At 69.5% G+C, this 23719-nt stretch carries 18 protein-coding genes; 12 read left to right on the forward strand and 6 right to left on the reverse strand.

Annotation, left to right across the window (positions count from 1 at the left end; translation table 11 throughout):
* Nucleotides 1-62 precede the first annotated feature (62 nt).
* From ABD648_RS19265 to ABD648_RS19300, 8 genes are all read left to right on the forward strand, one after another.
* A complete protein-coding gene (locus ABD648_RS19265; protein WP_282216543.1) occupies nt 63-1757 on the forward strand; it encodes an ABC transporter substrate-binding protein in 1695 nt (564 codons plus the stop codon).
* Nucleotides 1754-2734, forward strand: a complete 981-nt coding sequence (locus tag ABD648_RS19270; RefSeq protein WP_282216544.1) for an ABC transporter permease — start codon at nt 1754-1756, stop codon at nt 2732-2734. The genes ABD648_RS19265 and ABD648_RS19270 overlap by 4 nt, the downstream gene beginning before the upstream one ends.
* Complete coding sequence (locus ABD648_RS19275) at nt 2731-3645, forward strand: ABC transporter permease (RefSeq protein ID WP_282216545.1); 915 nt, start codon at nt 2731-2733, stop codon at nt 3643-3645. The genes ABD648_RS19270 and ABD648_RS19275 overlap by 4 nt, the downstream gene beginning before the upstream one ends.
* Entirely contained in the window at nt 3642-5369 is a 1728-nt protein-coding gene (locus ABD648_RS19280) for an ABC transporter ATP-binding protein (RefSeq protein ID WP_282216546.1), read from the forward strand. Before ABD648_RS19275 ends, ABD648_RS19280 begins: the two co-directional genes overlap by 4 nt.
* 40 nt (nt 5370-5409) lie before the next feature.
* Nucleotides 5410-6579: a glycoside hydrolase family 1 protein gene (locus ABD648_RS19285; RefSeq protein ID WP_282216547.1), complete on the forward strand. Its 1170-nt coding sequence runs from the start codon at nt 5410-5412 to the stop codon at nt 6577-6579.
* 28 nt (nt 6580-6607) lie between these two features.
* A complete protein-coding gene (locus ABD648_RS19290) occupies nt 6608-8152 on the forward strand; it encodes a molybdopterin-dependent oxidoreductase (protein ID WP_282216548.1) in 1545 nt (514 codons plus the stop codon).
* A gap of 41 nt (nt 8153-8193) precedes the next feature.
* Nucleotides 8194-9771 carry a methionine--tRNA ligase gene (metG, locus tag ABD648_RS19295; protein ID WP_282216549.1) on the forward strand — a complete coding sequence of 526 codons (1578 nt, stop codon included), beginning with the start codon at nt 8194-8196 and terminating at the stop codon, nt 9769-9771.
* An 81-nt stretch (nt 9772-9852) separates the two neighbouring features.
* A complete protein-coding gene (locus tag ABD648_RS19300) occupies nt 9853-10749 on the forward strand; it encodes a TatD family hydrolase (protein ID WP_282216550.1) in 897 nt (298 codons plus the stop codon).
* On the opposite strand, the gene ABD648_RS19305 is transcribed toward ABD648_RS19300, so the two are convergent.
* Nucleotides 10731-12014: an MFS transporter gene (locus ABD648_RS19305; protein WP_282216551.1), complete on the reverse strand. Its 1284-nt coding sequence runs from the start codon at nt 12012-12014 to the stop codon at nt 10731-10733. The two genes, ABD648_RS19300 and ABD648_RS19305, sit on opposite strands and share 19 nt — an antisense overlap.
* A 36-nt stretch (nt 12015-12050) precedes the next feature.
* Between ABD648_RS19305 and rsmA the strand changes: the two genes are divergently transcribed.
* The 4 genes from rsmA to ABD648_RS19325 are packed head-to-tail and all read left to right on the forward strand — an operon-like array spanning nt 12051 to nt 15417.
* Nucleotides 12051-12920: a 16S rRNA (adenine(1518)-N(6)/adenine(1519)-N(6))-dimethyltransferase RsmA gene (gene rsmA / locus ABD648_RS19310; protein WP_282216552.1), complete on the forward strand. Its 870-nt coding sequence runs from the start codon at nt 12051-12053 to the stop codon at nt 12918-12920.
* A gap of 9 nt (nt 12921-12929) precedes the next feature.
* Complete coding sequence (locus tag ABD648_RS19315; RefSeq protein WP_282216553.1) at nt 12930-13997, forward strand: aldo/keto reductase; 1068 nt, start codon at nt 12930-12932, stop codon at nt 13995-13997.
* Between the two features lie 7 nt (nt 13998-14004).
* Complete coding sequence (locus ABD648_RS19320) at nt 14005-14934, forward strand: 4-(cytidine 5'-diphospho)-2-C-methyl-D-erythritol kinase (protein ID WP_282216554.1); 930 nt, start codon at nt 14005-14007, stop codon at nt 14932-14934.
* Between the two features lie 57 nt (nt 14935-14991).
* Nucleotides 14992-15417, forward strand: a complete 426-nt coding sequence (locus ABD648_RS19325) for a hypothetical protein (protein WP_282216555.1) — start codon at nt 14992-14994, stop codon at nt 15415-15417.
* 80 nt (nt 15418-15497) lie between these two features.
* On the opposite strand, the gene ABD648_RS19330 is transcribed toward ABD648_RS19325, so the two are convergent.
* The 5 genes from ABD648_RS19330 to ABD648_RS19350 all read right to left on the reverse strand — a co-directional run bounded on the left by ABD648_RS19330 (nt 15498) and on the right by ABD648_RS19350 (nt 23713).
* Nucleotides 15498-17168, reverse strand: a complete 1671-nt coding sequence (locus ABD648_RS19330) for a helix-turn-helix domain-containing protein (RefSeq protein ID WP_282217454.1) — start codon at nt 17166-17168, stop codon at nt 15498-15500.
* A gap of 122 nt (nt 17169-17290) precedes the next feature.
* Complete coding sequence (gene menC / locus ABD648_RS19335) at nt 17291-18397, reverse strand: o-succinylbenzoate synthase (protein ID WP_282216556.1); 1107 nt, start codon at nt 18395-18397, stop codon at nt 17291-17293.
* The gene (locus tag ABD648_RS19340) at nt 18394-19269 is read right to left on the reverse strand and encodes a GNAT family N-acetyltransferase (RefSeq protein ID WP_282216557.1); all 876 of its coding nucleotides are present in this window, start codon (nt 19267-19269) and stop codon (nt 18394-18396) included. The genes menC and ABD648_RS19340 overlap by 4 nt, the downstream gene beginning before the upstream one ends.
* A complete protein-coding gene (locus tag ABD648_RS19345; protein ID WP_282216558.1) occupies nt 19266-20381 on the reverse strand; it encodes a M20 family metallopeptidase in 1116 nt (371 codons plus the stop codon). The genes ABD648_RS19340 and ABD648_RS19345 overlap by 4 nt, the downstream gene beginning before the upstream one ends.
* Nucleotides 20381-23713: a serine hydrolase gene (locus ABD648_RS19350; RefSeq protein WP_282216559.1), complete on the reverse strand. Its 3333-nt coding sequence runs from the start codon at nt 23711-23713 to the stop codon at nt 20381-20383. Before ABD648_RS19350 ends, ABD648_RS19345 begins: the two co-directional genes overlap by 1 nt.
* Between the last annotated feature and the right edge of the window lie 6 nt (nt 23714-23719).

Genomic DNA, 23719 nt, shown 5'->3' on the forward strand with positions numbered 1-23719 from the left:
CACGATCTCCGATCCGAGTCAAGGGGTTGCCGACCCGAAATGTATGCGCTTACAATCGTCCCATGGTGACGAAGTTGTCGAAGACGGACAGAGTGTCGATGAAGCACGTGTTCCGGCGCTGGCGGAGAGCGGCCGTCGTCGCGCTCGCCGGCGCAGCGGTCGTTCTGAGCGGATGCAGCATCCAGATCACGTCGCAGCCGGATCCCTCGATCGGCGCCGACACGATGCTGATCAACGCCGACAAGGGGAATCCGTTCTTCACCCAGAACTTCAACCCCTACCTCACCAACACGCGGACCGCCTCGCGGTGGATCTACGAGCCGCTGATCCTGATGAACAACCTCGACGGCTCGCTGAACCCCTGGCTCGCGACCGAATGGGAGCAGCCCGACGCCCGCACCATCGTGATGACGCTCCGCGATGACGTCACCTGGAGCGATGGCGAGGCGTTCACCGCCGACGACGTCGCCTTCACGTTCCAGATGCTCAAGGACAACCCGCCGCTCGACATCAAGGGCGCATGGCAGCACCTCGAGAGCGTCGAGACGGACGGGAACACCGTCATCCTGCACCTGCAGGGCGACGATGCCCCGGCGCTGACGATCCTCGGACAGACCATGATCGTGCCGGAGCACCTCTGGAAGGACGTGAAGGACCCGGGCACGTACCGGAACGAGAACCCGGTCGGCACCGGGCCGTTCGTGCTCGGCAACTACAACGACCAGCAGTACTCGGTGGACAAGAACCCCGACTACTGGCAGGCCGACAAGATCGAGATCGAGCACATCATCCTGCCGTCGACCAACTCGCAGCTCGACACGGTCAGCCGCGGCTACGACTGGTCGTACTCCTTCATCTCCGACGTCGAGGGAACCTGGGGCGCAGCCAGCGAGCACAACCAGTGGTGGTTCCCGCCGGGCGGCGTGATCGCTCTGATGCCGAACCTCGAAGTCGCTCCGTTCGACGACGTGAATGTCCGCCGTGGCATCGCGCTCTCGCTCGATCGCGAGGAGATCGCCGAGACCGCTTCCGAGGGCTACATGGAGCCCGCCGGCCAGACCGGCCTCATCCTCCCCAACCAGGAGGAGTACCTCGACCCCGACATCCCCGACCAGGGCATGATCACGCAGGACAAGGATGCCGCCCTCGCGGCCTTCGCAGAGGCGGGTTACACGCTCGACGGCGACCGCCTCGTCGGCCCGGATGGCGAGCAGCTCGAGTTCGCGCTCACCACGGCCAACGGGTTCACCGACTGGACGCGTGCGGCGCAGACCGTGCAGCGTCAGCTGGCCGACGTCGGCGTGAAGGTCACGCTGAAGCTCCCGCAGCCCGCCGGCTATCAGAGCGCGATCAGCAACGGCGACTTCGAGATGGCGATCGGCGGCATGGGTGGCGGCGACGTCTACCAGGCCTACAACAACCTGCTGTCGAGCCAGTTCTACGTGCCCTCCGGTGAGGCGACCTCGAACAACTTCCAGCGGTTCCAGTCCAAGGAGGCCGATGCGCTGTTGGCGGAGTACCGCGGCACCGTCGATCCCGCCCGACAGACCGAGATCGTGCAGGAGCTGCAGGGCATCGTCTACGACCAGATGCCCGTGATCGGGTTGTACTACGGCGGTATCTGGGGCCTGTTCAGCGACGCCAAGTTCACCGGCTGGCCCTCGGCCGAGGACCCGTACATGATCCCGCAGAACTACGACAATGCGCCGCTGATGATCTTCACGCGGCTCGAGCGAGTGAAGGGTGACGACCAGTGAAGTACGTCCTCCAGAAGGTCGGGCTGTTCGTCCTCACGCTGTGGGCTGCGATCACGCTGAACTTCTTCCTCCCGCGGCTCATGCCCGGATCCCCTGCGGATGCGGCCATCGCCAAGCTCTCGCAGAACGGGCCGGTGTCCGATGCGACCCGCGCGGCCATCGAAGCCCAGCTCGGCGTTCCGACCGGATCGATGTGGGACCAGTACGTGACCTACCTCGGCCAGGTCGCCCGGCTCGACTTCGGCGTCTCGTACACGTTCTACCCGCAGTCGGTGTCGAGCATGGTCTCGACCGCCCTGCCGTACACGATCGGCCTGGTGGGCATCGTCACCATCCTCGCCTTCGTGACCGGCACGCTGATCGGCGTCGCCGCGGCCTGGCGCCGCGGCACCTGGCTCGACAGTCTGCCGACGCTGACCGGGTCGTTCCTCAGCACCTTCCCGTACTTCTGGACGGCGCTGCTGCTGCTGTTCTTCTTCGGCTACGTGCTGCACTGGTTCCCGACGACGGGCGCCTACGCTGCGACGACGACACCCGGGTTCACCGGGGACTTCCTCGCCGACCTCGCCCAGCACGCCGTGCTGCCGGCGCTGACGATCCTGCTCACCTCTCTCGGCGGCTGGATCATCGGCATGCGCAACGCCATGATCAACACCCTCGGCGAGGACTACATCACCTTCGCGGAGGCGAACGGCCTGCACGGCCGCACGATCGCCCTCCGCTACGCCGCACGCAACGCGATCCTGCCGAACCTCACCGGCTTCGGGCTCACGCTCGGCGGCGTGGTCGGCGGATCGATCCTCGTGGAGCAGGTGTTCGGATACCCCGGCATCGGATACCTGCTCTTCAACGCCGTGATCGGGCAGGACTACCCGCTCATGCAGGCGCTCTTCCTGATGATCACCGTGAGCGTGCTCATCGCCAACTTCCTCGTAGACATCCTCTACGGGGTACTCGACCCGAGGACCCGCCGATGACCTCCACGATGAACGTCAAGATCCCGGCCGACCGCATCGCCGCGCCCAGCCCGTGGCGCGCCTTCGGGCGCATGGTCGGCACCCTCTGGTCCAACGGCAAGGCGCGGCTGGGCCTGTGCATCCTCGCCTTCTTCGTGCTGGTGGCGGTCTTCGCCCCGCTCCTCGCGCCGTACGGAGCGAAGGACAACGGCTTCGAACGCAACCTCGACTCCTCCTGGGAGCACTGGCTCGGCACCACCGCCGCCGGGGAGGACGTGCTCAGCCAGCTCATCTTCGGCGCGCAGGTCAGCCTGCTCGTCGGCTTCGCCGCCGGCATCCTGTCGACGATCGTGGCCATCCTGATCGGATTGAGCTGGGGATACATGCGCGGCTTCGGCGGAGAGGTCGTCGGCTTCATCGTCAACCTCTTCCTCGTCATCCCCGGGCTGCCGCTGATGATCGTGATCGCCGCGTACCTGCAGAACGGCGGCATCCTGATGATCATCGCCGTCATCGTGGTCACCGGATGGGCGTGGGGCGCGCGCGTCCTCCGCAGCCAGACGCAGTCCCTGCGCGGGAACGACTTCGTCACCTCGGCGCAGTTCTCCGGCGACAGCAGGGCGCGGATCATCTTCCGCGAGATCCTGCCCAACATGACCTCGATCATCGCCGGCACGCTCTTCGGGGCGGCGACGGCCGCGATCCTCGCGGAAGCGGGGCTCGAGTTCCTCGGGCTCGGCGACTCCAGCATCGTCAGCTGGGGCACGATGCTCTACTGGGCGCAGAACTCCAACTCGCTGCTCACCGGGCAGTGGCTGCTGCTGTTCGCCCCCGGTCTCTGCATCGCCCTCCTGGCGCTGAGCCTCACACTCATCAACTTCGGCGTGGACGGCATATCCAACCCGCGCCTGCGAGAGGGGAAGGGACGATGACCGTCTCCGCACCGATGCCCGCCGAACGGAGCGAGATCCTGCTCGACGTGCAGAACCTGTCGGTCGAGTACGCCTCGCCCGGCACCACACCGGTCACGGCCGTCCATGACGTGTCGTTCTCCCTCCGTCGCGGCGAGTTCGTCGGCCTGGTCGGCGAATCGGGCTCCGGCAAGTCGACGCTCGGCTTCGCACTGACCCGTCTGCAGAAGCCACCCGCACGGATCAGCGGCGGACGGATCCTGTTCGGAGGCCGCGACATCCGCGAGCTCGACACCGAGGAGCTGCGCCGGCAGCGTCAGGGCGGCTTCGCCATGGTGCTGCAGTCCGGCATGAACGCGCTCAACCCGGTGCGGACCGTCGGCGCGCACTTCCAGGACATCTTCGCCGCCCATGGACACGTGCCTCGCGAGTCCCGCGACGCTCGCGCCCGTGAGCTCATCGGCAAGGTCGGTCTCGACGCCGAGGTGCTGAAGCGCTACCCGGGCGAGCTCTCCGGCGGCATGCGGCAGCGCGCGTCGATCGCGCTCGCGCTGTCGCTCGAACCCCAGCTCATGGTGTTCGACGAGCCGACCACCGCGCTCGACGTGCTGGTGCAGCACGCGGTGATGGACACCATCAAGGAGCTGCAGCACGCCGAGCGCTTCACCGCCATCCTCATCAGCCACGATCTCGGCATCGTGCTCGAGGCCACGGATCGCGTGATGGTGATGCATGAAGGACGGATCGTCGAGGACGCGTCGAGCCGGAAGATCCTCGAGGACCCGAGTGACGAGTACACCCGGATGCTGCTGAGCCACTACGCCGATCCGCGCGCCAAGACCATCTCGATCCCGGGCTTCGTCGACCTCGGCACCCGGCGCCGTGAGGGACGCTCGCGCACCGACGTCACCGAGACCGTGCCGACGGTGTCGGAGCGCGACTCCCGACGCGCGGATGCCGCGATCGTCGTCGAGGGCGTGTCGAAGCGCTACCCGGCGCCGCGCCGCGGCCAGGAGGCCGTCACCGCCGTCGACGACGTGTCGTTCCGGCTGGAGCCGGGCGAGGCGCTCGCCCTCGTCGGAGCATCCGGATCGGGGAAGTCGACCATCGCCAAGCTGATCACCGGCGTCGAGAAGCCCAGCTCCGGCACCGTGCGCTTCGGCGACACGGATGTCGCGACGCTCAAGCGCCGAGGGCTCCGCGACCTGCGCAAGGACGTGCAGATGGTGTTCCAGGATCCGTATGCGGCGCTGAACCCGCTGCACACGGTGGAGTACGCGCTCACGCGGCCCGTCATGAACTACACGAAGCTCCGTGGGCAGGAGGCCAGGGCGCGCGTCCTGGAGCTGCTGGAGACCGTGGGCCTCGCGCCTGTGGAGCAGTTCGCGGCGAAGCTGCCGCATCAGCTCTCCGGAGGGCAGCGGCAGCGCGTCGTGATCGCCAGGGCGCTCGCGAGCGATCCGCAGGTGCTGATCGCCGACGAGCCCGTCTCGATGCTCGACGTCTCGCTGCGCGCCGGCGTGCTGGCGCTCCTCGAGGATCTGCGTGAGCGCTGGGGCATCAGCATGCTCTACATCACGCACGACCTGCTGAGCGCGCGACTCGTGACCGAGAACATCCTGGTGCTGAACAGCGGACGTGTCGTCGAACGCGGCGAGACGTCGGAGGTGCTGCAGCATCCGGAGGATCCGTACACGGTCCAGCTGCTGGATGCCGTGCCCAATCCTGCCCGCGCGGCGCGCTGAATCCTGCGCGATCGCGAACGTACGACCGAAAGGAGCACTCGTGCTCACATTCCCTGACGGCTTTCTCTGGGGAGCTGCGACCGCAGCCCATCAGGTGGAGGGGAACAACACGACCAGCAACTGGTGGGCCATGGAGCATGCCCCAGGGTCTCCCATGGTGGAGCCCTCGGGCGATGCCGCCGACCACTTCCACCGGTACCCGGAGGACATGCGTCTGCTGGCGGATGCCGGACTGAACTCCTACCGCTTCTCGGTGGAGTGGGCGCGGATCGAGCCGGAGCGCGGTTTCGTCTCGCGCGCGATGCTCGACCACTACCGCCGCATGATCGACACGGCGCGGGAGAACGGGCTCGACCCCACGGTCACGCTGATGCACTTCACGGTGCCGCAGTGGTTCCAGAAGGACGGCTTCTGGCGGGCGGATGACGCGGTCGACCTGTTCTCGCGCTACGTCGAGACCGTGCTGCCGATCCTCGACGGCGTGACCTACGTCTGCACGATCAACGAGCCGAACATCGCCGCCATGCTCGCCGGGGGAGAGGATGCGGCGAACCTCGTCGCCTACGGCCTCCCGAACCCCGACCTCGCGGTCGCGGACACGCTCCTCGACGCCCACCACCGGGCATCCGAGATCGTGCGCAGCGTCTCGGGCGCGCAGGCCGGCTGGACCATCGCGACCCAGGCCTTCCATTCCACGGGCGAGCCCGGCGCCGACGAGATGGTGTCCACCTACGGCGATCCGCGCGACCACTGGTACCTCGACCAGTCCGCCGGCGACGACTTCGTCGGCGTGCAGGCGTACACCCGCACCTTCATCGGCCCAGAGGGCCCGCGGCCGGTCGCCGACGACGTGGAGACCACCCTCACGGGCTGGGAGTTCTTCCCCGAGGCTCTCGAGCTGGGCGTGCGCAGCGCGTGGGAGCGCAGCGGCGGCGTGCCGATCCTGGTGACCGAGAATGGCATCGCCACCGCCGATGACACCCGGCGCATCGCCTACACGCAGGGCGCCCTGGAAGGTCTGCACCGGGCGATCTCGGACGGCATCGACGTGCGCGCCTACCAGCACTGGAGCGCGCTGGACAACTACGAGTGGGCGAGCGGATTCGCGCCGACATTCGGGCTGATCGGCTTCGATCGCGAGACGTTCGTGCGCTCGCCGAAGCCCTCTCTCGCATGGCTGGGAGAAGTCGCGAGGCGCAACGGCCTCTGACCACAGCAGCCGGGGTTACGCTCGGGTCATGACGCATGCGATGCGCGAGACGCGCGCCGGCGACCGGCTGCGATCGGCGGCCGCGGGACTCAGTGCCGCGGTCGTCGGCGTCGGCGTCGCGGAACTCGTCGCGGCGATCGTCGAGCCCGCCGCGAGCCCCTTCGCCGTGATCGGGGGCGGGCTGATCGATCTCGCACCGGCCTGGGCGAAGGACACGGCCATCGCGCTGTTCGGCACCGGCGACAAGATCGCGCTGATCACGGGCATCGCCCTGGTGCTCGCGGTCGTCGCCGCCGGTGCGGGGCTCCTGGAGCTGCGTCGGTCGGGTCTCGGCGCGACGATCCTGGGCGGCCTCGGGGCCCTCGCCGTCGTCGCCGCGATGATCCGTCCCGGCGCAGGGCCGTTCGCGTGGCTGCCCGGCATCGTCGCGGGCGTCGTGGCGGTGATCGCGTTGCGTCTGCTCATCCGCCGGTTGCGACCGATCGCCGGGATCCGCCCTGACGGCGTGGATCGGCGGCGATTCCTGGTCTGGACCGCGGGTGCGGCCGCCGTCGGCGTCGCGACCCTCATCGTGGGCAACGTCGCGCGCGGCGCGACCCGCTCGATCGATGCGGTCCGGTCGGCACTGCAGCTGCCGAAAGCGGCCAGTGCGGCGCCGCCCGTCCCGACAGGTGCGGAACTGGACATCCCGGGTCTCGCTCCCGTCGTGACTCCGAACACGGAGTTCTACCGCATCGACACCGCCCTGATCGTCCCGCGGATCGACCCCGCCGACTGGTCGCTGCGCATCCACGGCATGGTCGATCGCGAGGTCGTGATCTCCTGGGATGAACTGCTCGCCCTGCCGATGCAGGAGGCCGACGTCACGCTCGCGTGCGTCTCGAACACCGTCGGCGGCGACCTGATCGGGAATGCGCGTTGGCTCGGTTACCCGGTGCGCGAGCTGCTCGCGCGCGCCGGCGTCTCGGCGGATGCCGACATGGTGCTGTCGACGTCGGCGGACGGCTTCACGGCATCCACGCCTCTCGAGGCACTCACCGACGATCGGGACGCGCTGTTCGCGATCGGGATGAACGGCGAACCGCTGCCGATGGAGCACGGGTTCCCGGTGCGGATGGTCGTCCCGGGTCTCTACGGCTACGTGTCGGCGACGAAATGGGTCACGCAGCTCGAGGTCACGCGCTTCGATCGAGCGACGGCCTACTGGACCACGCGCGGATGGTCGGACCACGGCCCGATCAAGCTGCAGTCGCGCATCGACGTGCCACGGGGCGGCGGCAGCGTCGAGCCGGGGGAGACGGTCATCGCCGGCATGGCCTGGCAGCAGCACGTCGGCGTCGACGGCGTCGAGGTCCGCATCGACGGCGGCGACTGGCAGCGCGCCGAACTCGCCGACGCGATCTCGACCGATACCTGGGTGCAGTGGCGGCTTCCGTGGACCGCGCAGAGCGGGCGGCACACGCTGGAATGCCGTGCGATCGGCGCCGACGGGAAGACCCAGACGGACCAGCCGGCGGCCCCGGCGCCCGACGGCGCTCAGGGCTGGCATCGGGTCGAGGTCTCGGTCGCCTGAGCGGCGTAACCACCGGCTCTGCGGCACCTAGAATTGTCCCCATGCCCGCAGGCGAATCGTTCTACATCACCACGCCCATCTACTACCCCTCCGACGTACCTCACATCGGTCACGGGTACACGTCGGTGGCTGTCGACACTCTCGCGCGGTGGCACCGCCAGGCGGGGGATGACACCTGGATGCTGACCGGCACGGACGAGCACGGCCAGAAGATGCTGCGGGCTGCTGCGGCCAACAACGTGACGCCGCAGGAATGGGTCGACAAGCTCGTCAGCGAGGCGTGGTTCCCGCTGCTGGAGACGCTCGACGTCGCCAACGACGACTTCATCCGCACCACGCAGGAGCGCCACGAGACGAACGTGCAGACGTTCTTCCAGCGTCTCTACGACCGCGGCTACATCTACGCGGGCGAGTACGAGGCGCTGTACTGCGTGGGCTGCGAGGAATTCAAGCCCGAGTCCGAGATCGTCGACGGCACCGGTCCCTTCGAGGGGCTGAAGGTCTGCGCGATCCACTCGAAGCCGCTGGAGCTGCTGCAGGAGAAGAACTACTTCTTCAAGCTCAGCGAGTTCCAGGACCGCCTGCTCGAGCTGTACCGGACGCAGCCCGACTTCGTGCGCCCCGATTCGGCGCGCAACGAGGTCGTGTCGTTCGTCAGCCAGGGTCTGAAGGATCTGTCGATCTCGCGCTCCACGTTCGACTGGGGCATTCCGCTGCCGTGGGATGAGTCGCACGTCATCTACGTGTGGGTGGACGCGCTCCTGAACTACGCCACGGCCGTCGGATACGGCGCCGACGAGGAGACGTTCGCGCGCCGCTGGCCCGCCTACCACGTGGTGGGCAAGGACATCCTGCGTTTCCACGCCGTCATCTGGCCGGCGCTGCTGATGGCCGCCGGACTCGAGGTGCCGAAGGGCGTGTTCGCACACGGATGGCTGCTCGTCGGCGGCGAGAAGATGTCGAAGTCGAAGCTCACCGGCATCGCGCCGACCGAGATCACCGACGTCTTCGGCTCCGACGCGTACCGCTACTACTTCCTGTCGGCGATCGCCTTCGGGCAGGACGGATCCTTCTCCTGGGAGGACCTGTCGGCGCGCTACCAGTCCGAGCTCGCGAACGGCTTCGGCAACCTCGCCTCGCGCACCACGGCGATGATCGAGAAGTACTTCGAGGGCATCGTGCCGCCGCCTGCCGACTACACCGAGCAGGACCTCGCGATCCAGAAGATCGTGGCGGATGCCGCCTCGAAGGCGGATGCCTCCGTCACGCAGTTCCGCATCGACGAGGCGATCTCGTCGATCTGGACCATCGTCGACGCGCTCAACGGCTACATCACCGAGAACGAGCCGTGGGCCCTCGCCCGCGACGAGGACCAGCGCGGCCGCCTCGGCACCGTGCTGTACACCTGCGCCGAGGGCCTGCGGGCGCTCGCCGTGCTGCTCTCGCCGGTGATGCCGCAGTCGACCGAGAAGCTCTGGCACGCGCTCGGCGCCGGCGAGAGCCTCGGTCGTCTGCAGGATCAGCCGATCCGTGAGGCCGGAGCCTGGGGTGCGCTGCAGCCCGGCACGAGCGTCAACGGACTCGCCCCGCTGTTCCCGCGGGTGGAGTCCACCGCCTGACGCGTTTCGTCTCGCTTCGCTCGCTCAACGAACGGGACGCATCGGTCGTTGAGCGACGAGCGCAGCGAGGAGACGAAACGCATGGTTGACACGTACGTGCGCGAGCGCTCGGGAGACGGGCGCAAGGACCTGAAGTACCCGCCCGCTCCCGAGCCGCTCGCCGTACCCGTGTACGACAACCACGCGCATCTCGAGATCCTCGACGGCGACCCTTCGTCAGGCTCAGGGACCCAGGGGCTGAGCCTGACCGAGCAGCTCGACCGGGCGCAGGCGGTCGGGATCGCCGGCGTCGTGCAGGCATCGGGCGACATCGAGTCGTCACGGTGGGCCGTGGAGGCGGCGGCATCCGATCCGCGCGTGCTGGCGGCCGTCGCGATCCACCCGAACGACGCGCCGACCTATGCGGAGGAAGGCCGTCTCGACGAGGCGATCGCGGTGATCGACGAGCTCGCCGCGCACCCGCGCACGCGCGCGATCGGCGAGACCGGTCTCGACTTCTTCCGCACGGAGCCGGAGCGCCAGGGGGCGCAGCACGAGTCCTTCGAGTCGCACATCGCGCTCGCGAAGAAGCACGGCATCGCGATGCAGATCCACGACCGGGAGGCACACGACGCGGTACTCGAGACTCTCGGCCGTGTCGGCGCCCCGGAGCGCACCGTCTTCCACTGCTTCTCCGGTGACGAGGCGATGGCGAAGATCTGCGCGGATGCCGGCTACCACCTGTCGTTCGCCGGCAACGTCACGTTCAAGAACGCCCAGAACCTGCGCGACGCGCTGAAGGTCACCCCGCTCGATCGCATCCTCGTCGAGACCGACGCCCCCTTCCTCACGCCGGTGCCGCTGCGCGGACGTCCGAACGCCCCGTACCTCGTGCCGATCACGGTGCGCTTCATGGCCGCCGAGCTCGGGATCGACGTCGACGAGCTCTCCCGGCAGCTCGCCGCCAACACGCTCCGCGTCTACGGCTCGTTCGACTGAGTCGCGCTCACGATGTGCGAGATCGGCTTCCAGACGAACAGCAGGGTCAGGGCAGCGCCGCCGAAGGCGAACCACCACGGCCCCGTGAGGCCCCAGATCTCGGCGATCACGCCGCCGAGCGCCTGACCGATCACCATGCCGCCGAAGACTCCGACCATGTTCACGGAGGCGACCCGGCCCTGGAGCTCCGCCGGGACGAGACGCTGGCGCACGGTGGTCGAGATCGTCCCCCAGACGAACGCGTAGGCGCCGAAGACGAACATGATCACGAGCGCCACCCACCCGGTGCTCGTCAGCGCGAACGCGAGGTGCATCAGCACCTCGAGCGACAGCACCACGCGCATCAGCGTCGCGAACGACACGTGCCGCTCCAGCGATCCGAAGCACGCCGTGGCCAGCAGCCCGCCGATCGCGGAGGCGGTCGTGAGCGCCCCGAACCCGACGGCGCCCATGTGCAGGTGCTCGGTCGCATAGAGCACCAGGACGCCCCAGGGGGCTGCCCACGTGACGTTGAACACGAGGATGATCAGCACCAGCATCCGCACCGGCGGGTTCCGCCACAGCCAGCGCAGGCCCTCGGCGATGTCGGTGTGGACGGGCGGGTGCGTTCGCTCCTGGGTCCCTGAGCTTCCCTGGGTCCCTGAGCCTGTCGAAGGGCGGCGCGGCGGCACCGGGGTCTTCGCCATCCGCGAGATCAGCACGACCGCGAGCGCGACGCAGATGATCTCGAGGAGGAAGGGCCAGGCGGTCCCGGCGGCGAAGAGGAACGCGCCGAGCGGCGGACCGGCGAACTGGTTCGCCACCAGGTAGCCCGCCTGCAGCCGAGCGTTCCCGAGCCCGAGGTCTGCCGGCTTCACGAGCATCGGCAGCAGGGTGCTTCCCGCCGTGTCGACGAACACCTCGGCCGTGCCGTAGAGGAACGCGACCGCGAGCACGATCCAGATGTTCGCTGTGCCGGTGACGAGGAAGACGCAGAGGCCGGTGAGGACGACGGCCCGGGCGCCGTTCGCGAACATCACCAGTCGGCGGCGGTCGAAGCGGTCGGCGATGGCGCCCGCGTGCAGACCGAAGAGCAGCCAGGGGAGGAACTGCAGGATCGCACCGGCCGCGACCAGGATCGGCGACGACGTCATCGACGCGATCAGCAGCGGTGCGGCAGCCAGGGCCACGCCGTCGCCGATGTTGCTCGTCCACGAGGACGCGAGCAGCCAGCGGAAATCACGGCCCATGCGGCGGGGCGCGACGAGGTCGCCGAGGGAGGGCATCCCGAAAGACTACTGAGGGTGAGGGACAATGGAGGGATGACCATCACGCTGCTCGGCGCCACCGAGATCCGCCGCCTTGCCGCAGAGCTCGACGTGACCCCGACGAAGAAGCTCGGACAGAACTTCGTCGTCGACGCCAACACGGTCCGCAAGATCGTGCAGGCCGCTCGCGTGCAGCCGGGGGAGCGGGTCGTCGAGGTCGGGCCCGGACTCGGCTCCCTCACCCTCGCGATCCTCGAGACCGGGGCATCCGTGACCGCGGTCGAGATCGATCACCGTCTGGCGGCGCGGCTGGCGCAGACGGCCGCCGAGCACGGCGTCGAACCGGACCGGCTCACGGTCGTCGACGCCGATGCCCTCCGCATCACCGAGCTGCACGGCGAGCCCACCGTGCTCGTCGCCAACCTGCCGTACAACGTCTCGGTCCCCGTGCTCCTGCACTTCCTCGAGCACTTCGACTACCTGAAGCGCGGCGTGGTCATGGTGCAGTCCGAGGTGGCCGAACGGCTCGCCGCCAAGCCGGGGTCGAAGATCTACGGCACACCGAGCGTCAAAGCCGCCTGGTACGGCGACTGGCGGCTCTCCGGCACCGTGTCGCGCCAGGTGTTCTGGCCGGTGCCGAACGTCGACAGCCTGCTGGTCGGATTCGACCGTTCGGAGGGGGAGCGCGGGAGCGAGGACGAGCGCCGCCGCACCTTCCAGATCGTGGATGCCGCCTTCAATCAGCGCCGCAAGATGCTCCGCCAGGCACTGTCCGGAATCTTCGGCAGCTCTGCCGCGGCATCCGAGGTCCTGATCGCCGCCGGCGTCGCGCCGACGGCACGCGGGGAGGACCTCACGGTGGACGACTATCAGCGCATCGCGCAACATGCCGCATCGATGAACGCGGAGAGCGTCAGGGACTAATCTGGCACGGTGACCGACTCCCCGCGCTTCTCTCCCGACGTCCCCGAGCTGCACCGTCCCTATGCGGCCTCCGAGAGTCGCTACCAGCAGTTCGCCTACCGCCAGGTCGGCACGTCGGGTCTGTACCTGCCGCCGATCTCGCTCGGCCTGTGGTGGAACTTCGGCGACAACATCCCGCTCGACGACCAGCGTGCGCTGCTGCGCCACGCGTTCGATCGGGGCATCACGCACTTCGACCTGGCGAACAACTACGGCCCGCCCTACGGCTCGGCCGAGAAGAACTTCGGCCGCATCTTCGCGGAGGACTTCCGCCCGTACCGCGACGAGCTGATCATCTCGTCCAAGGCCGGCTGGGACATGTGGCCGGGACCGTACGGAGATTTCGCGAGCCGCAAGTACATCCTCGCGAGCGCCGAGCAGTCCCTGACCCGCATGGGCCTGGACCACGTCGACATCTTCTACTCGCACAGGGCAGACCCCGTCACGCCGATCGCCGAGACCGTCGGCGCGCTCGACACGCTCGTGCGCCAGGGCAAGGCGCTCTACGTCGGCATCTCGTCGTACAGCGCCGAGCGCACCGCAGAGGCAGTCGCGGTCGCGCAGGAGCTCGGCACGCCCCTGGTCATCCACCAGCCGGCGTACTCGATCCTGAACCGCTGGGTCGAGGACGGCCTCACCGAGACCCTGGAGCAGTCCGGCCTCGGCGCGATCGCCTTCACTCCGCTGGCCCAGGGCCTGCTCACCGACAAGTACCTCGGCGACGGCACGGCGAAGCGCGCGCAGAACCGCGGCTCTCTCCCCGACGGCCCCCTCGGCGACGAGGCCGTGCAGACGCTGCGCGCGCTGAACGAGATCGCGAAGGGCCGTGGCCAGTCCCTCGCGCAGCTGGCCCTGCAGTGGACTCTGCGGAGCCCCGTCGTCGCCTCGGCCCTGATCGGCGCCTCCCGCCCCGAGCAGCTCGACGAGAACATCGCGGCGGTGAACGGGCCGACGCTCACCGACGAGGAGCTCGCCCGCATCGACGAGCTCTCCGGTTCCATCGACGTGGACCTCTGGGCGACCTCGACGGAGCTGTGATCCGATCATGAGCGTCGCCGCGACCGCCGGATCCGTGCATGTGCGCGCACCGGGGAAGATCAACGTCTACCTCGGTGTCGGCGGGCGCCACGACGACGGCTACCATGCCCTCGCGACGGTGTTCCAGGCGGTCTCCCTGTACGAGGACGTGATCGCACGGCACGCGGACGACTTCTCGCTCACGGTGTCGGGCGTCGAGGACGTGGACTCCGTCCCCCTCGACGACAGGAATCTCGCGATGCGAGCGGCCAAGCTGCTCGCGACCGCGACGGAGTACACCGGCGGCGTGGCCCTCGAGATCCGCAAGAGCGTCCCCGTCGCCGGCGGTATGGGCGGGGGATCGGCGGATGCCGCGGCGGCACTGGTCGCGTGCGACGCGCTCTGGGGCACCGGACTCTCACCGGCGCGGATGCATGACCTCGCCGCACGCCTGGGCGCCGACGTGCCCTTCGCGCTGCACGGTGGAACCGCGGTCGGCACCGGTCGTGGCGATCAGCTCAATCCCGCCCTCGCCCGCGGCCGCTTCGACTGGGTCCTGGTCACGAGCGAGGAGGGCCTCTCGACGCCGGTCGTCTACGAGCGCCTGGACATCCTGCGCGGCGAGGAGGGCGCCCTCGCCGACGATCCGCCGCTGTCGCTGGACGTGCCGATCCCCGTCCTGCAGGCGCTGCGGTCGGGCGATGCCCTGCAGCTCGCCGAAGGTCTGTTCAACGACCTCCAGGCCGCGGCCGTCTACGAGCGCCCCGACCTCGAGGACGTGATCCGCCGGGGCGTCGAGGCGGGTGCGCTGCAGGGACTCGTCTCCGGATCGGGCCCCACGATCGCGCTGCTGTGCCCCGACCCCGAGACCGCGCAGGACGTGCAGACGACGCTGCGCGGCGCGGGACTGGATCCTCTGCACGTGCACGGTCCCGTGGCTGGCGCGCGGATCCTGTGATCGGTAGCCGCAGCGGGTGCATAGCCTGTGATCACCACCACCACTGAAGGAGTGATCATGGGACTGTTCAAAGTCACCCGCAAGTCGCAGCAGGAGCGCCAGGAGGAAGGGCTCCAGATGGCCGACGACATCGCCGCGGGCCGCGGGTTCATGGGGAAGATGACCAAGGCGTTCCTGGGGAGCGAGTTCACCGAGGCGATGCAGCAGGCGACGTCGTCGATCCATCAGGCCGAGCACGTGGCGGCGCTGCGGGCGGCCGGCGTGCCCACGCAGTCCGCGACGGTGCTCGGCCTGCAGGACACCGGCCAGACGATCAACGACAACCCCCGCGTGGTGCTCACGCTGCAGCTGGGCGCACAGGCCGTGGCCGTGCAGGCGCTCATCTCGCGTCTGGAGATCCCTCGTGTCGGGGAAGAGGTCCTCGTGATGACCGATCCCCAGACCGCGGAACTGCTCTACGCGGGCCTCGCTCCGCGCGCCTGAGGCGGCTCAGCCGCCTGCCTCGTTTCGGGGGAGGCTACTGCGCCTGCCGCAGTGCGCTCACCCGGTACGGGCCGCCGACCTCAGTCGCGGGGAACGAGCAGGCGCAGTTGCACCATGGCCGAGAACCGGGCTTCCGGGTCGGTCAGATCGAGTCCGCTGATCTCCGACAGGCGACGCAGCCGGTAGCGGAACGTGTTGGGGTGCGTGTACACGCGTGCGGCGGCCACGGCCACATCGCCGAAGGCGTCGAGCCAGGCCCGCAGCGTCTCCACCAGATGCGTGCCCTTCTCCCTGTCCTGCGCCAGCAGCTGCGCGACGGGGCCGGTCGGCTGATCGCCACGGGAGCGGACGAGGTCGCCGAGTTCGACCAGGAGCGCCTCCATCTGCACGGCGGTGAAGCGGGCGACGGGCTCGCGCGACGGCGCCTGGCGGACAACGCGGAGAGCACGGTCGGCGTTGGCGCGCGATGAGGGGATTCCCGCCGCAGCATCAGCCACCGTGCCGACGCCGACGCGGATCTCACTCGTGGCGCCGAGTCGACCGAGGAAATCGGTCGCGACGCGTGCGGCACGGCTGTCCGCATCGCTGTGCTCTGCGACGGAATCGGCATCGGCGTGCTCCGGACGGATTCCGACGACCGCGTACACGACGTTCCCGATCACCGCCACGGCGGAGCGGAGGTACACGGCGCCCAGGTGCACGGCGAAGGCGTCGGCTATGCGCTGTCTCTCTGCCACTCCGCGGGCCCCGGTGGACTGCTCGTCGTCGACGTCCTCCGCTGCCGACAGGGCGAGCACCACGCACCGGTGATCGCTCAGGCGCAGCCGTGCCGTTGCGTCGGCTGCTCCGGGGCCGCCTTCGAGGATCGTCGCGAGCAGGTCGGCGCGCAGCCGGCGTTCGACGTCGGCACCGGCACGCAGACGCAGCATGTGGAGGGCCACGAGACCGGCGGAGTCCTTGAGCGCCCGCACGCGATCGGGCGAGAGCGGCTCCTGCACCGCGGCCCAGATCGATCCGAGAATCTCGTCGCCGGCGCGCACCGCGAGGGCGACGCGCGGGAACGAGGGGAGGCCCTCGGTGTTGAGCACCGGTCTGACGTCGATCGGGTCCTCGCTGCGGTACAACTCCTGGAAGACCCCACGCTCCTCCAGTTGGCGGGCGAACCGCTCGGGAACCTGCCGTCCGAGCACCGTCTCGATGCGCGCCGGATCAGCCTCGTGCTGGCGGCCCGAGAACGCGACGACCCGGGAGTTGCGGTCCTCGATCGTGACCGGGGCGTTCAACAGGGTGGCGATCGCGTTGGCGAGCGCGAACAGGTCGCCGGACGGCATCCCGCCCAGCGTCGTGGCCCCCTGGTCGCCGACATCGCCCTCCGCGATGAGCGAGCGCAGCATCGCGGCCAGCTGCGCCCACGATGCCCCGCGGGTGAGTGCGAGCACGGGGATGCCGGTGGCGTCGGACGCATCGCGCACCGGCTGCTCCGCCCGCACCGGCGCGCGCAGCACGAGGGCGGACGCGTGCTGGGCGGCGAGCGTCTGCAGCAGCTCGGCGATCTCGTCAGGATCGCTCAGTCCGACGCCGAGGACGAGCGCCCCGCGCATCGGCATCGCGTCATCGAGCACGTCATGGATCACGACGGTCTCGATCTCGGCCTCATCGTCGGCGGCGCCGCTCACCACCTCGAGCAGGGTGTTGCCGAGGTCTTCGATGACCCGGCCGAGGCTGGCGCGGGGCCTGGTCGTCACGGACATGAGCACAGGGCCCAGGCTAGAGGGCGACCGCCGGTCGCGGAGCTGTGGGGCACGACGAAATCGTATCGACTCTTGGTCGATCTCGACAGCATCGTCGTGCCCCACGGAAGCTCAGTCCCCGCTCAGAAGGTGATCCACTCGGTGCGCACCGTCACGGCATCCAGCGCATCGGCGTCGGGTGTGACGCCGATCCCCGGACCAGTGGGGACGGTGAGGGTGCCGTCCTCCACGACGAACGGCTCGGTGATGTCGCGAGAGTAATACCGGCCGGAACCCGAGGTGTCGCCGGGAAGCGTGAAGCCCGGCAGCGCCGCGAGGGCGACGTTCGCCGCGCGACCGATCCCGGTCTCCAGCATCCCGCCGCACCACACCGGGATGTCGTTGGCCACGCACACGTCGTGGATACGACGCGCCTCGAGGTACCCGCCGACCCGTCCCGGCTTGATGTTGACGATCGAGCACGCGCCGAGCGCGATCGCATCCGCCGCCGCGCGGGCCGACACGATCGACTCGTCGAGGCACACCGGGGTCGTGATGGCCTTGGCGAGCTGCGCGTGGCCGAGCAGATCCTCCTCGTCGAGCGGCTGCTCGATCAGGAGCAGATCGAACGGGTCGAGCTTGGCGAGGTGCCGGGCGTCACCGCGGTGGTACGCGGTGTTCGCATCGACCTGCAGCAGCACGTCGTCGCCGAAGCGCTCGCGCACAGCGCGCACGGGCTCGATGTCCCATCCCGGCTCGATCTTCAGCTTGATGCGCACGTAGCCCTCGTCGAGGTAGCCGCCGACCGCATCGAGCAGCTCGGGAATCGAGTCCATGATGCCGACCGAGACGCCGCAGTCGACCCGGTCGCGCACGGCGCCGAGCTCGCGCGAGAGCGGCACACCCGTGGCCCGCAGCTCGGCGTCGAGAATCGCCAGCTCGACGGCGGCCTTCGACATGCGATGCCCCTTGAACTTCGCGAGCGCAGGAGCGACGCCGCCGGCATCCAGGTCCTTCACCTGCGCGAGCGCCGGCAGCAGAAAGCGGGTGATGACGTCGACGCTCGCCTCGACGTACTCGGAGGAGTACAGCGGGTCGTTCATCGCCACGCCCTCGCCCCATCCCTCCGCCTCATCGGTGACGGCGCGCACGATCAGCGCCTCGCGCACGGTCTGCACCCCGAACGACGTCCGGAACGGCGACACCAGCGGCATCTCGATCACGCGCAGCTCGAATCCGGTGAGCTTCATCCCTGTTCTCCTCTGTCGATGGTGTAGGCGCCGGAGCGGTCGAACGAGAGCACACGTCCTTGACCCTCCAGCGATGATCCGAGCGTCTCGCGAAGGGCGAGACGCCACGCGCTCGCACGGGCGGGCTCTGTGAGGCGCAACGACTCGATGTCGCGCGGCAGCGCCACGCGTACGATTCGGGCGTCCGTGCTGTGCCGCAGCGGTCCGAGGTCTTCGCCGACGCTGAGCAGCGGCTCGGAGGCCGTCGGCTCGTCCGCGACGCCGATCGGATCTCCGTGGCAGGCAGCGACGACCCGAGGGTCGCGGACGTACCAGGTGACCAGCATCCGGTCGGTGTCGTCCGCGCCGTTGAGCGCGTCGGCCATCTGTCCGTAGAAGTTGCGGTGGTACGACGTCGGCGTGGCCGCGAGCTTGACGAGGTTGAAGTGCGCGTTCCGGCTGATGAGCGGATCGAACGTCCAGGAGATCTCGTCGAGTCCCTCCTCGAGAGCCCAGGCGCGCTGGTGCACCTTCAGGGCGAAGCCGACGCTGCGCCCCCGCATCCGTTGCGAGACACCGGCGATGTGGCTGTGCAGCGCGCGCTGGTCGGGCGCTGCGAAGAATCCGAAGCAGGCACCGACCAGCTCGCCGTTCTCGAAGGCGCCGCCCACGTAGCTCCCCGCCTTGGAGAGCGCGCGCAGCGTCTCGACGTTCACGGGAGAGGATTCGCCCTGCTTGGTCCAGATGCTCTGGAACAGCTCGGCGACCCGGGCGAAGTCGCCCACCTCCGAGAGCAGGCGGATCTCCACCCCCGCTCTCGCCGCGGCCGCAGTCGCCGCATCGGCCGCCTCCTCGGGCGAGGCGCTGTACGCCGCGGCATCCGTCATGCTCATGCCCTTCCTCCAGCCAATGCCAGGGAGATCAGTTCCTGCAGCAGCAGGGTGCGCTCGGGGATCATCGCGACCACCACGTGTTCGTCGTCGGCGTGCGCGCCGCCGCCGACAGCGCCCAGACCGTCGAGGGTCGGCACCCCGAGCGCGGCGGTGAAGTTGCCGTCGGAGGCTCCGCCCACCGCGACGCCCTGGAGCGGAGGGAGGTCTCTGCGTTCGGTGATCGCGACGGCCTGCGCGAACAGGCGCGCCGAGGATTCCCGCTCCAGCGGGCGGCGATTCGCACCGCCCTCCACGCGCACGGAGGCGCCCGGAAGTGTGGCCGGGATCGCGCGGAGAGCCGCATCCACCCTGTCCTGCTCCGCTCCCGTGCGCACACGGACGTCGACCGCGAACTCCGCCGCCGCCGGCACCGTGTTCGTGGTGCTGCCGGCGCGCACGAGCGTGGGGGTGACACTGGTTCCGGCTTCCGGGTCGCCGAGCAGGGCGATCGCGAGCAGCAGGTGTGCGGCCTCGACGGCGGCGTTGATGCCGCGTTCCGGTTCCAGTCCGGCATGGGCCGCACGGCCGGTGACGTGCACGCGGTAGAGCGAGACGCCCTTGCGCGCGATCTTCACGGCGCCGCCGTCGGCCGAGGCCTCGAGCACGAACACTGCCGCACAGCCGATCGCCTCCTGCTCGATCAGCTGGCGGGAGCTCGGCGAGCCGAGCTCCTCGTCGCCCGTGATCAGGATGCTCACGCCGGTTCGGTCCGGCAGCGCGGCGACGGCGTGCAGTGCCATCACGACGCCGGTCTTCATGTCGAAGCAGCCGGGACCTCGGAGCACCCCGTCGTCGATGCGGAACGGGAGACTCTGCAGGGAGCCGAGCGGCCAGACCGTGTCGTGATGGCCGAGGACCAGCACCTGCGGTGTGCCGAACCGCCAGCGCAGGTGGGTGCGGCCGTCGATGATGATGCGCTCGGGGGCGGCACCCAGCAGCCTTTCGCCGAGGGCGGCGACGACCTCTGCGCTGCGGGCGACCGCGTCCAGGTCATCGGACGGTGACTCGCAGGTGACGAGGGTCTCGATGTCGGCGACGATCAGGTCGAGGTCGACGTCCGCCTGCACGGTCATCACGACACCTTCGGCGCCGCGCGGACGCCGTGGTGCAGATAGCGCTCGCCGGTGGGCAGGGAGTAGAAGACCACGGCATGCCAGGCCTGTTCGCCCTCACTGCGCATCACGAATTCGCCCGGTCGGACCGGCACCAGCGGATGCTCCTGAATCGGATCGGGGAGGAGGGCTGCCAGCGGTCCGTTGATGGTGGTGCGCATGCGCAGGCCGCCTTCCTCGGCGAAGATCTCGGTGCGGACACCCGCCCGGTCGTAGACGCCCTCGAACTCGGAGAAATCGTCGGCGAACGGCTGCGCCGGCGGCACGAGCCCCGCGGGGAGTCGCACATCGGCGATCTCAGCGAAGATCTCGCCGAAGAGAGCGTCGTACAGGTCACGGGTGTTTCCGCCGTTCGCGAGCAGAGTGACGGCGACCTCCTCGTCGAGCAGGATGCGCAGGAACGACGACTGCCCGATCGTGTTGCCGTCGTGACCGACGAGCTTGCGTCCATCCCAGTCGAACAGGATCCAGCCGACGCCCCAGGCGTCACCGAGCGAATACGGGTCGGGCATGTCGACCTCGCGCTGCTGCATGCGCTTCACGCTCGCTTCCGAGAGCACCCTGGTGCCGTCCGCGGCGAGTCCGCCGGTGAGGTGCATCCGGGCGAACGCGAGCACGTCGGCCGTCGTGGAGTTGATGAGACCCGCGGGGCCCATGGACCGGGGCAGCATCCAGGCCGGCGCGAGCTCCGGGCCGTCGTCGCCGACCACGGTGTGGCCGCTCGCCGCACGGAACATGATGGCCTCCTCCGGCAGCGTGGAGGAGTGGGTGAGTCCGAGCGGCGTGAACAGCAGATCGCGCATGGCCTGATCCCAGGTCGTTCCGGTGACCTTCTCGATCACGCGCCCGGCCAGGGAGAAGCCGGAGTTGCAGTACGACATGGTCGCACCGAGCGGGTGGTTCTGCGCGACCCCCGCCAGTAGCGAGACGTACTTCTCGAGTGTGTCGTCGCCGCGGCCGGTGTCGGTGAAGACGTCGCCGTCGATCCCACTCGTGTGATTCAGAAGGTGACGCAGCGTCACGGTCCGGGTGATCTCCGGGTCGGAGGACGAGAACTCCGGCACGTACGAGGCGACCGGAGCATCGAGATCGAGGATCCCCTGATCGACGAGCCGCATGATCGCGGTGGTGGTCCACACCTTGCCCATCGAGCCGATCTGGAACACGGAGTCGTCGGTGGTCTCGATGCCGGTGCGGACGTTCAGTATGCCGTGATGGGCATACACCGGCTCCTCGCCGAGGCGGAGGATGCCGAGGGTGGCGCCGGGAACCTTGTGCTCCGCGGCCAGGGCGCTCAGCCGCTGCTGCCAGTGCCGGGCGTCGAGGGGTGCCCGCACCGGCTTGCCTGCGGGCGGTGCGTACTGCTCGACCCAGTCGATCACGCGCTGCGAGAAGTCGGCTCGATGCGAGGGAGCGCCGGAGAGCGGGAACAGGTGCGAGCCACCGGGGTAGAGCACGAGCCGTGTGGGCACGTCGCGCTCGCGCAGAGCCGTGAACCACTGCTCGGCCTGACCCACCGGGCACCGGTCGTCGGCGGCGCCGTGCAGGATCAGAGTGGGCGTCGTGACCTGGTCGACCTGCGTGAACGGCGACTGCGCCGACAGGTGCTCCGCGTCGCGCCAGGGCAGCCCCCCGTTCTCCTTCGAGGAGATGAAATGACCGAAGTCCGAGGTCCCGCCCACCGAGAGCAGGTCGGTCACGACACCGCCGGCCACGGCGGCGGCGAAGCGATCGTCGCGCGAGGTGAGGTAGCAGGTCATGAAGCCGCCGTAGCTGTAGCCGGTGACGGCGAGGCGCGCGGGATCGGCGATGCCCTCGGCGACGAGCGCGTCGATCGGCTCGAGGAAGTCGTTCGCGTCGTTGACGCCCCAGCCGCCGGAGACCGCGGAGAAGAACGCGTCGCCGTATCCGTCGCTGCCCCGGGGGTTGAGGGTGAGGATCGCCCAGCCGCGGCGGGCAAGCACCTGGTGGTACGGGTGGATGAGGTCGGCTGCGCCGTTCCAGGAGTTGTGCGGACCGCCGTGCACGTCGAGCAGCAGCGGGAGGGGTCCGGTGGCGTCGGGGTCGCGACGCAGCCACCCCGTGACGACCGTGCCGTCGGAGATCGTGAAGCGGCGCTCTTCGGAGGGGACGAGCTCGAACGCCGGGGCGCCGTACTCGGTGAGGACCCTGGTCGTGCCGTTCGCGACATCGAGGAGGGCGATGTCGCCGAAGGACTCCGGCGTCGCCCGCACGATCGCGGCGGACGCCCCGGAGACCGACAGTCCGGAGACGTTCGCGGTGCCGTCGACGAGCGGTGTGGCAGCGGAGCCGTCCGCAGCGACCCGGTACACGTGCGAGTAGCCGTTGTCGCGCAGGCAGAACACGAGGTCGCCGTCGGCCGTGAACTGCGGCATCCCGCCGGGGTACCCGGGGCCGCCCGGCATCACGTTGCGGTCGAGGCTTCCCGTGATGTTCTGCGGCTCGCCGCCGTCGACCGGGAACAGCAGCAGATCCGCGTTCCCGACCTCGGTGTCGGTGCGACCGGCGGCGACGACATGGCGGCCGTCCGGAGTCCACCCCACCGCGGTCGCCTGCACGTCGGCGGCGCTGATCTGCACGGCGGCGCGGCGCGGGTCGGTCGAGGAGCGCACGAACACCGGGATCCGCATGGTCAGGTCTGCGTCGTCGTCCACGCTCGAGGAGTAGGCGAGGAGCGTGCCGTCGGGCGACCAGAACGGGTCGGAGGCGTGCGAGTGGCCGGCGGTGAGCACGGTGACCTTTCCGGAGGCGACGTCGACCACGTGCAGCTGCTGGACGAGCGTTCCGAGGTTGCCCGCGCCGTCGGCCTTGTAGCCGAGTCGGTCGGTCGCCGCCGGTGCCGAGCGCCGGGCGAGGATGGTCTTGGCGTCTTCTCCGGGGAGCGCTGCGCCGTCGACCGGCGCCGTGAAGGCGATGCGTGCGCCGTCGGGGCTCCACGCCGGGGCTCCGGCACCGAGAGGGAGGGTCGTGAGGCCGCGTGCCTCGCCGCCGGCGGCGGGCAGCACCCAGATCTGCGCGGGACCGTCCTGGGCCCGGAGGAACGCCAGCTGCGAGCCGTCGGGGCTCCACACCGGCGTCGAGTCGGCGGTCGAGTGAGTGAGCGGAGCGGGCTCTCCGCCGGTGGCGGGCACTTGCCACAGGCCCCTCGTGTCCCGGTCGCCGTCGCGGTCGGTCGTCCGCAGCACGAAGGCGATACGGGTGCCGTCCGGAGACAGCGCCGGCTGCTCGGGCGTGCGGACGGAGAGCAGATCGTCGACGGTGAGGCGGTTCATGAGAGC

The organism is Microbacterium luteolum (assembly GCF_039533965.1).
Lineage (GTDB): Bacteria > Actinomycetota > Actinomycetes > Actinomycetales > Microbacteriaceae > Microbacterium > Microbacterium luteolum.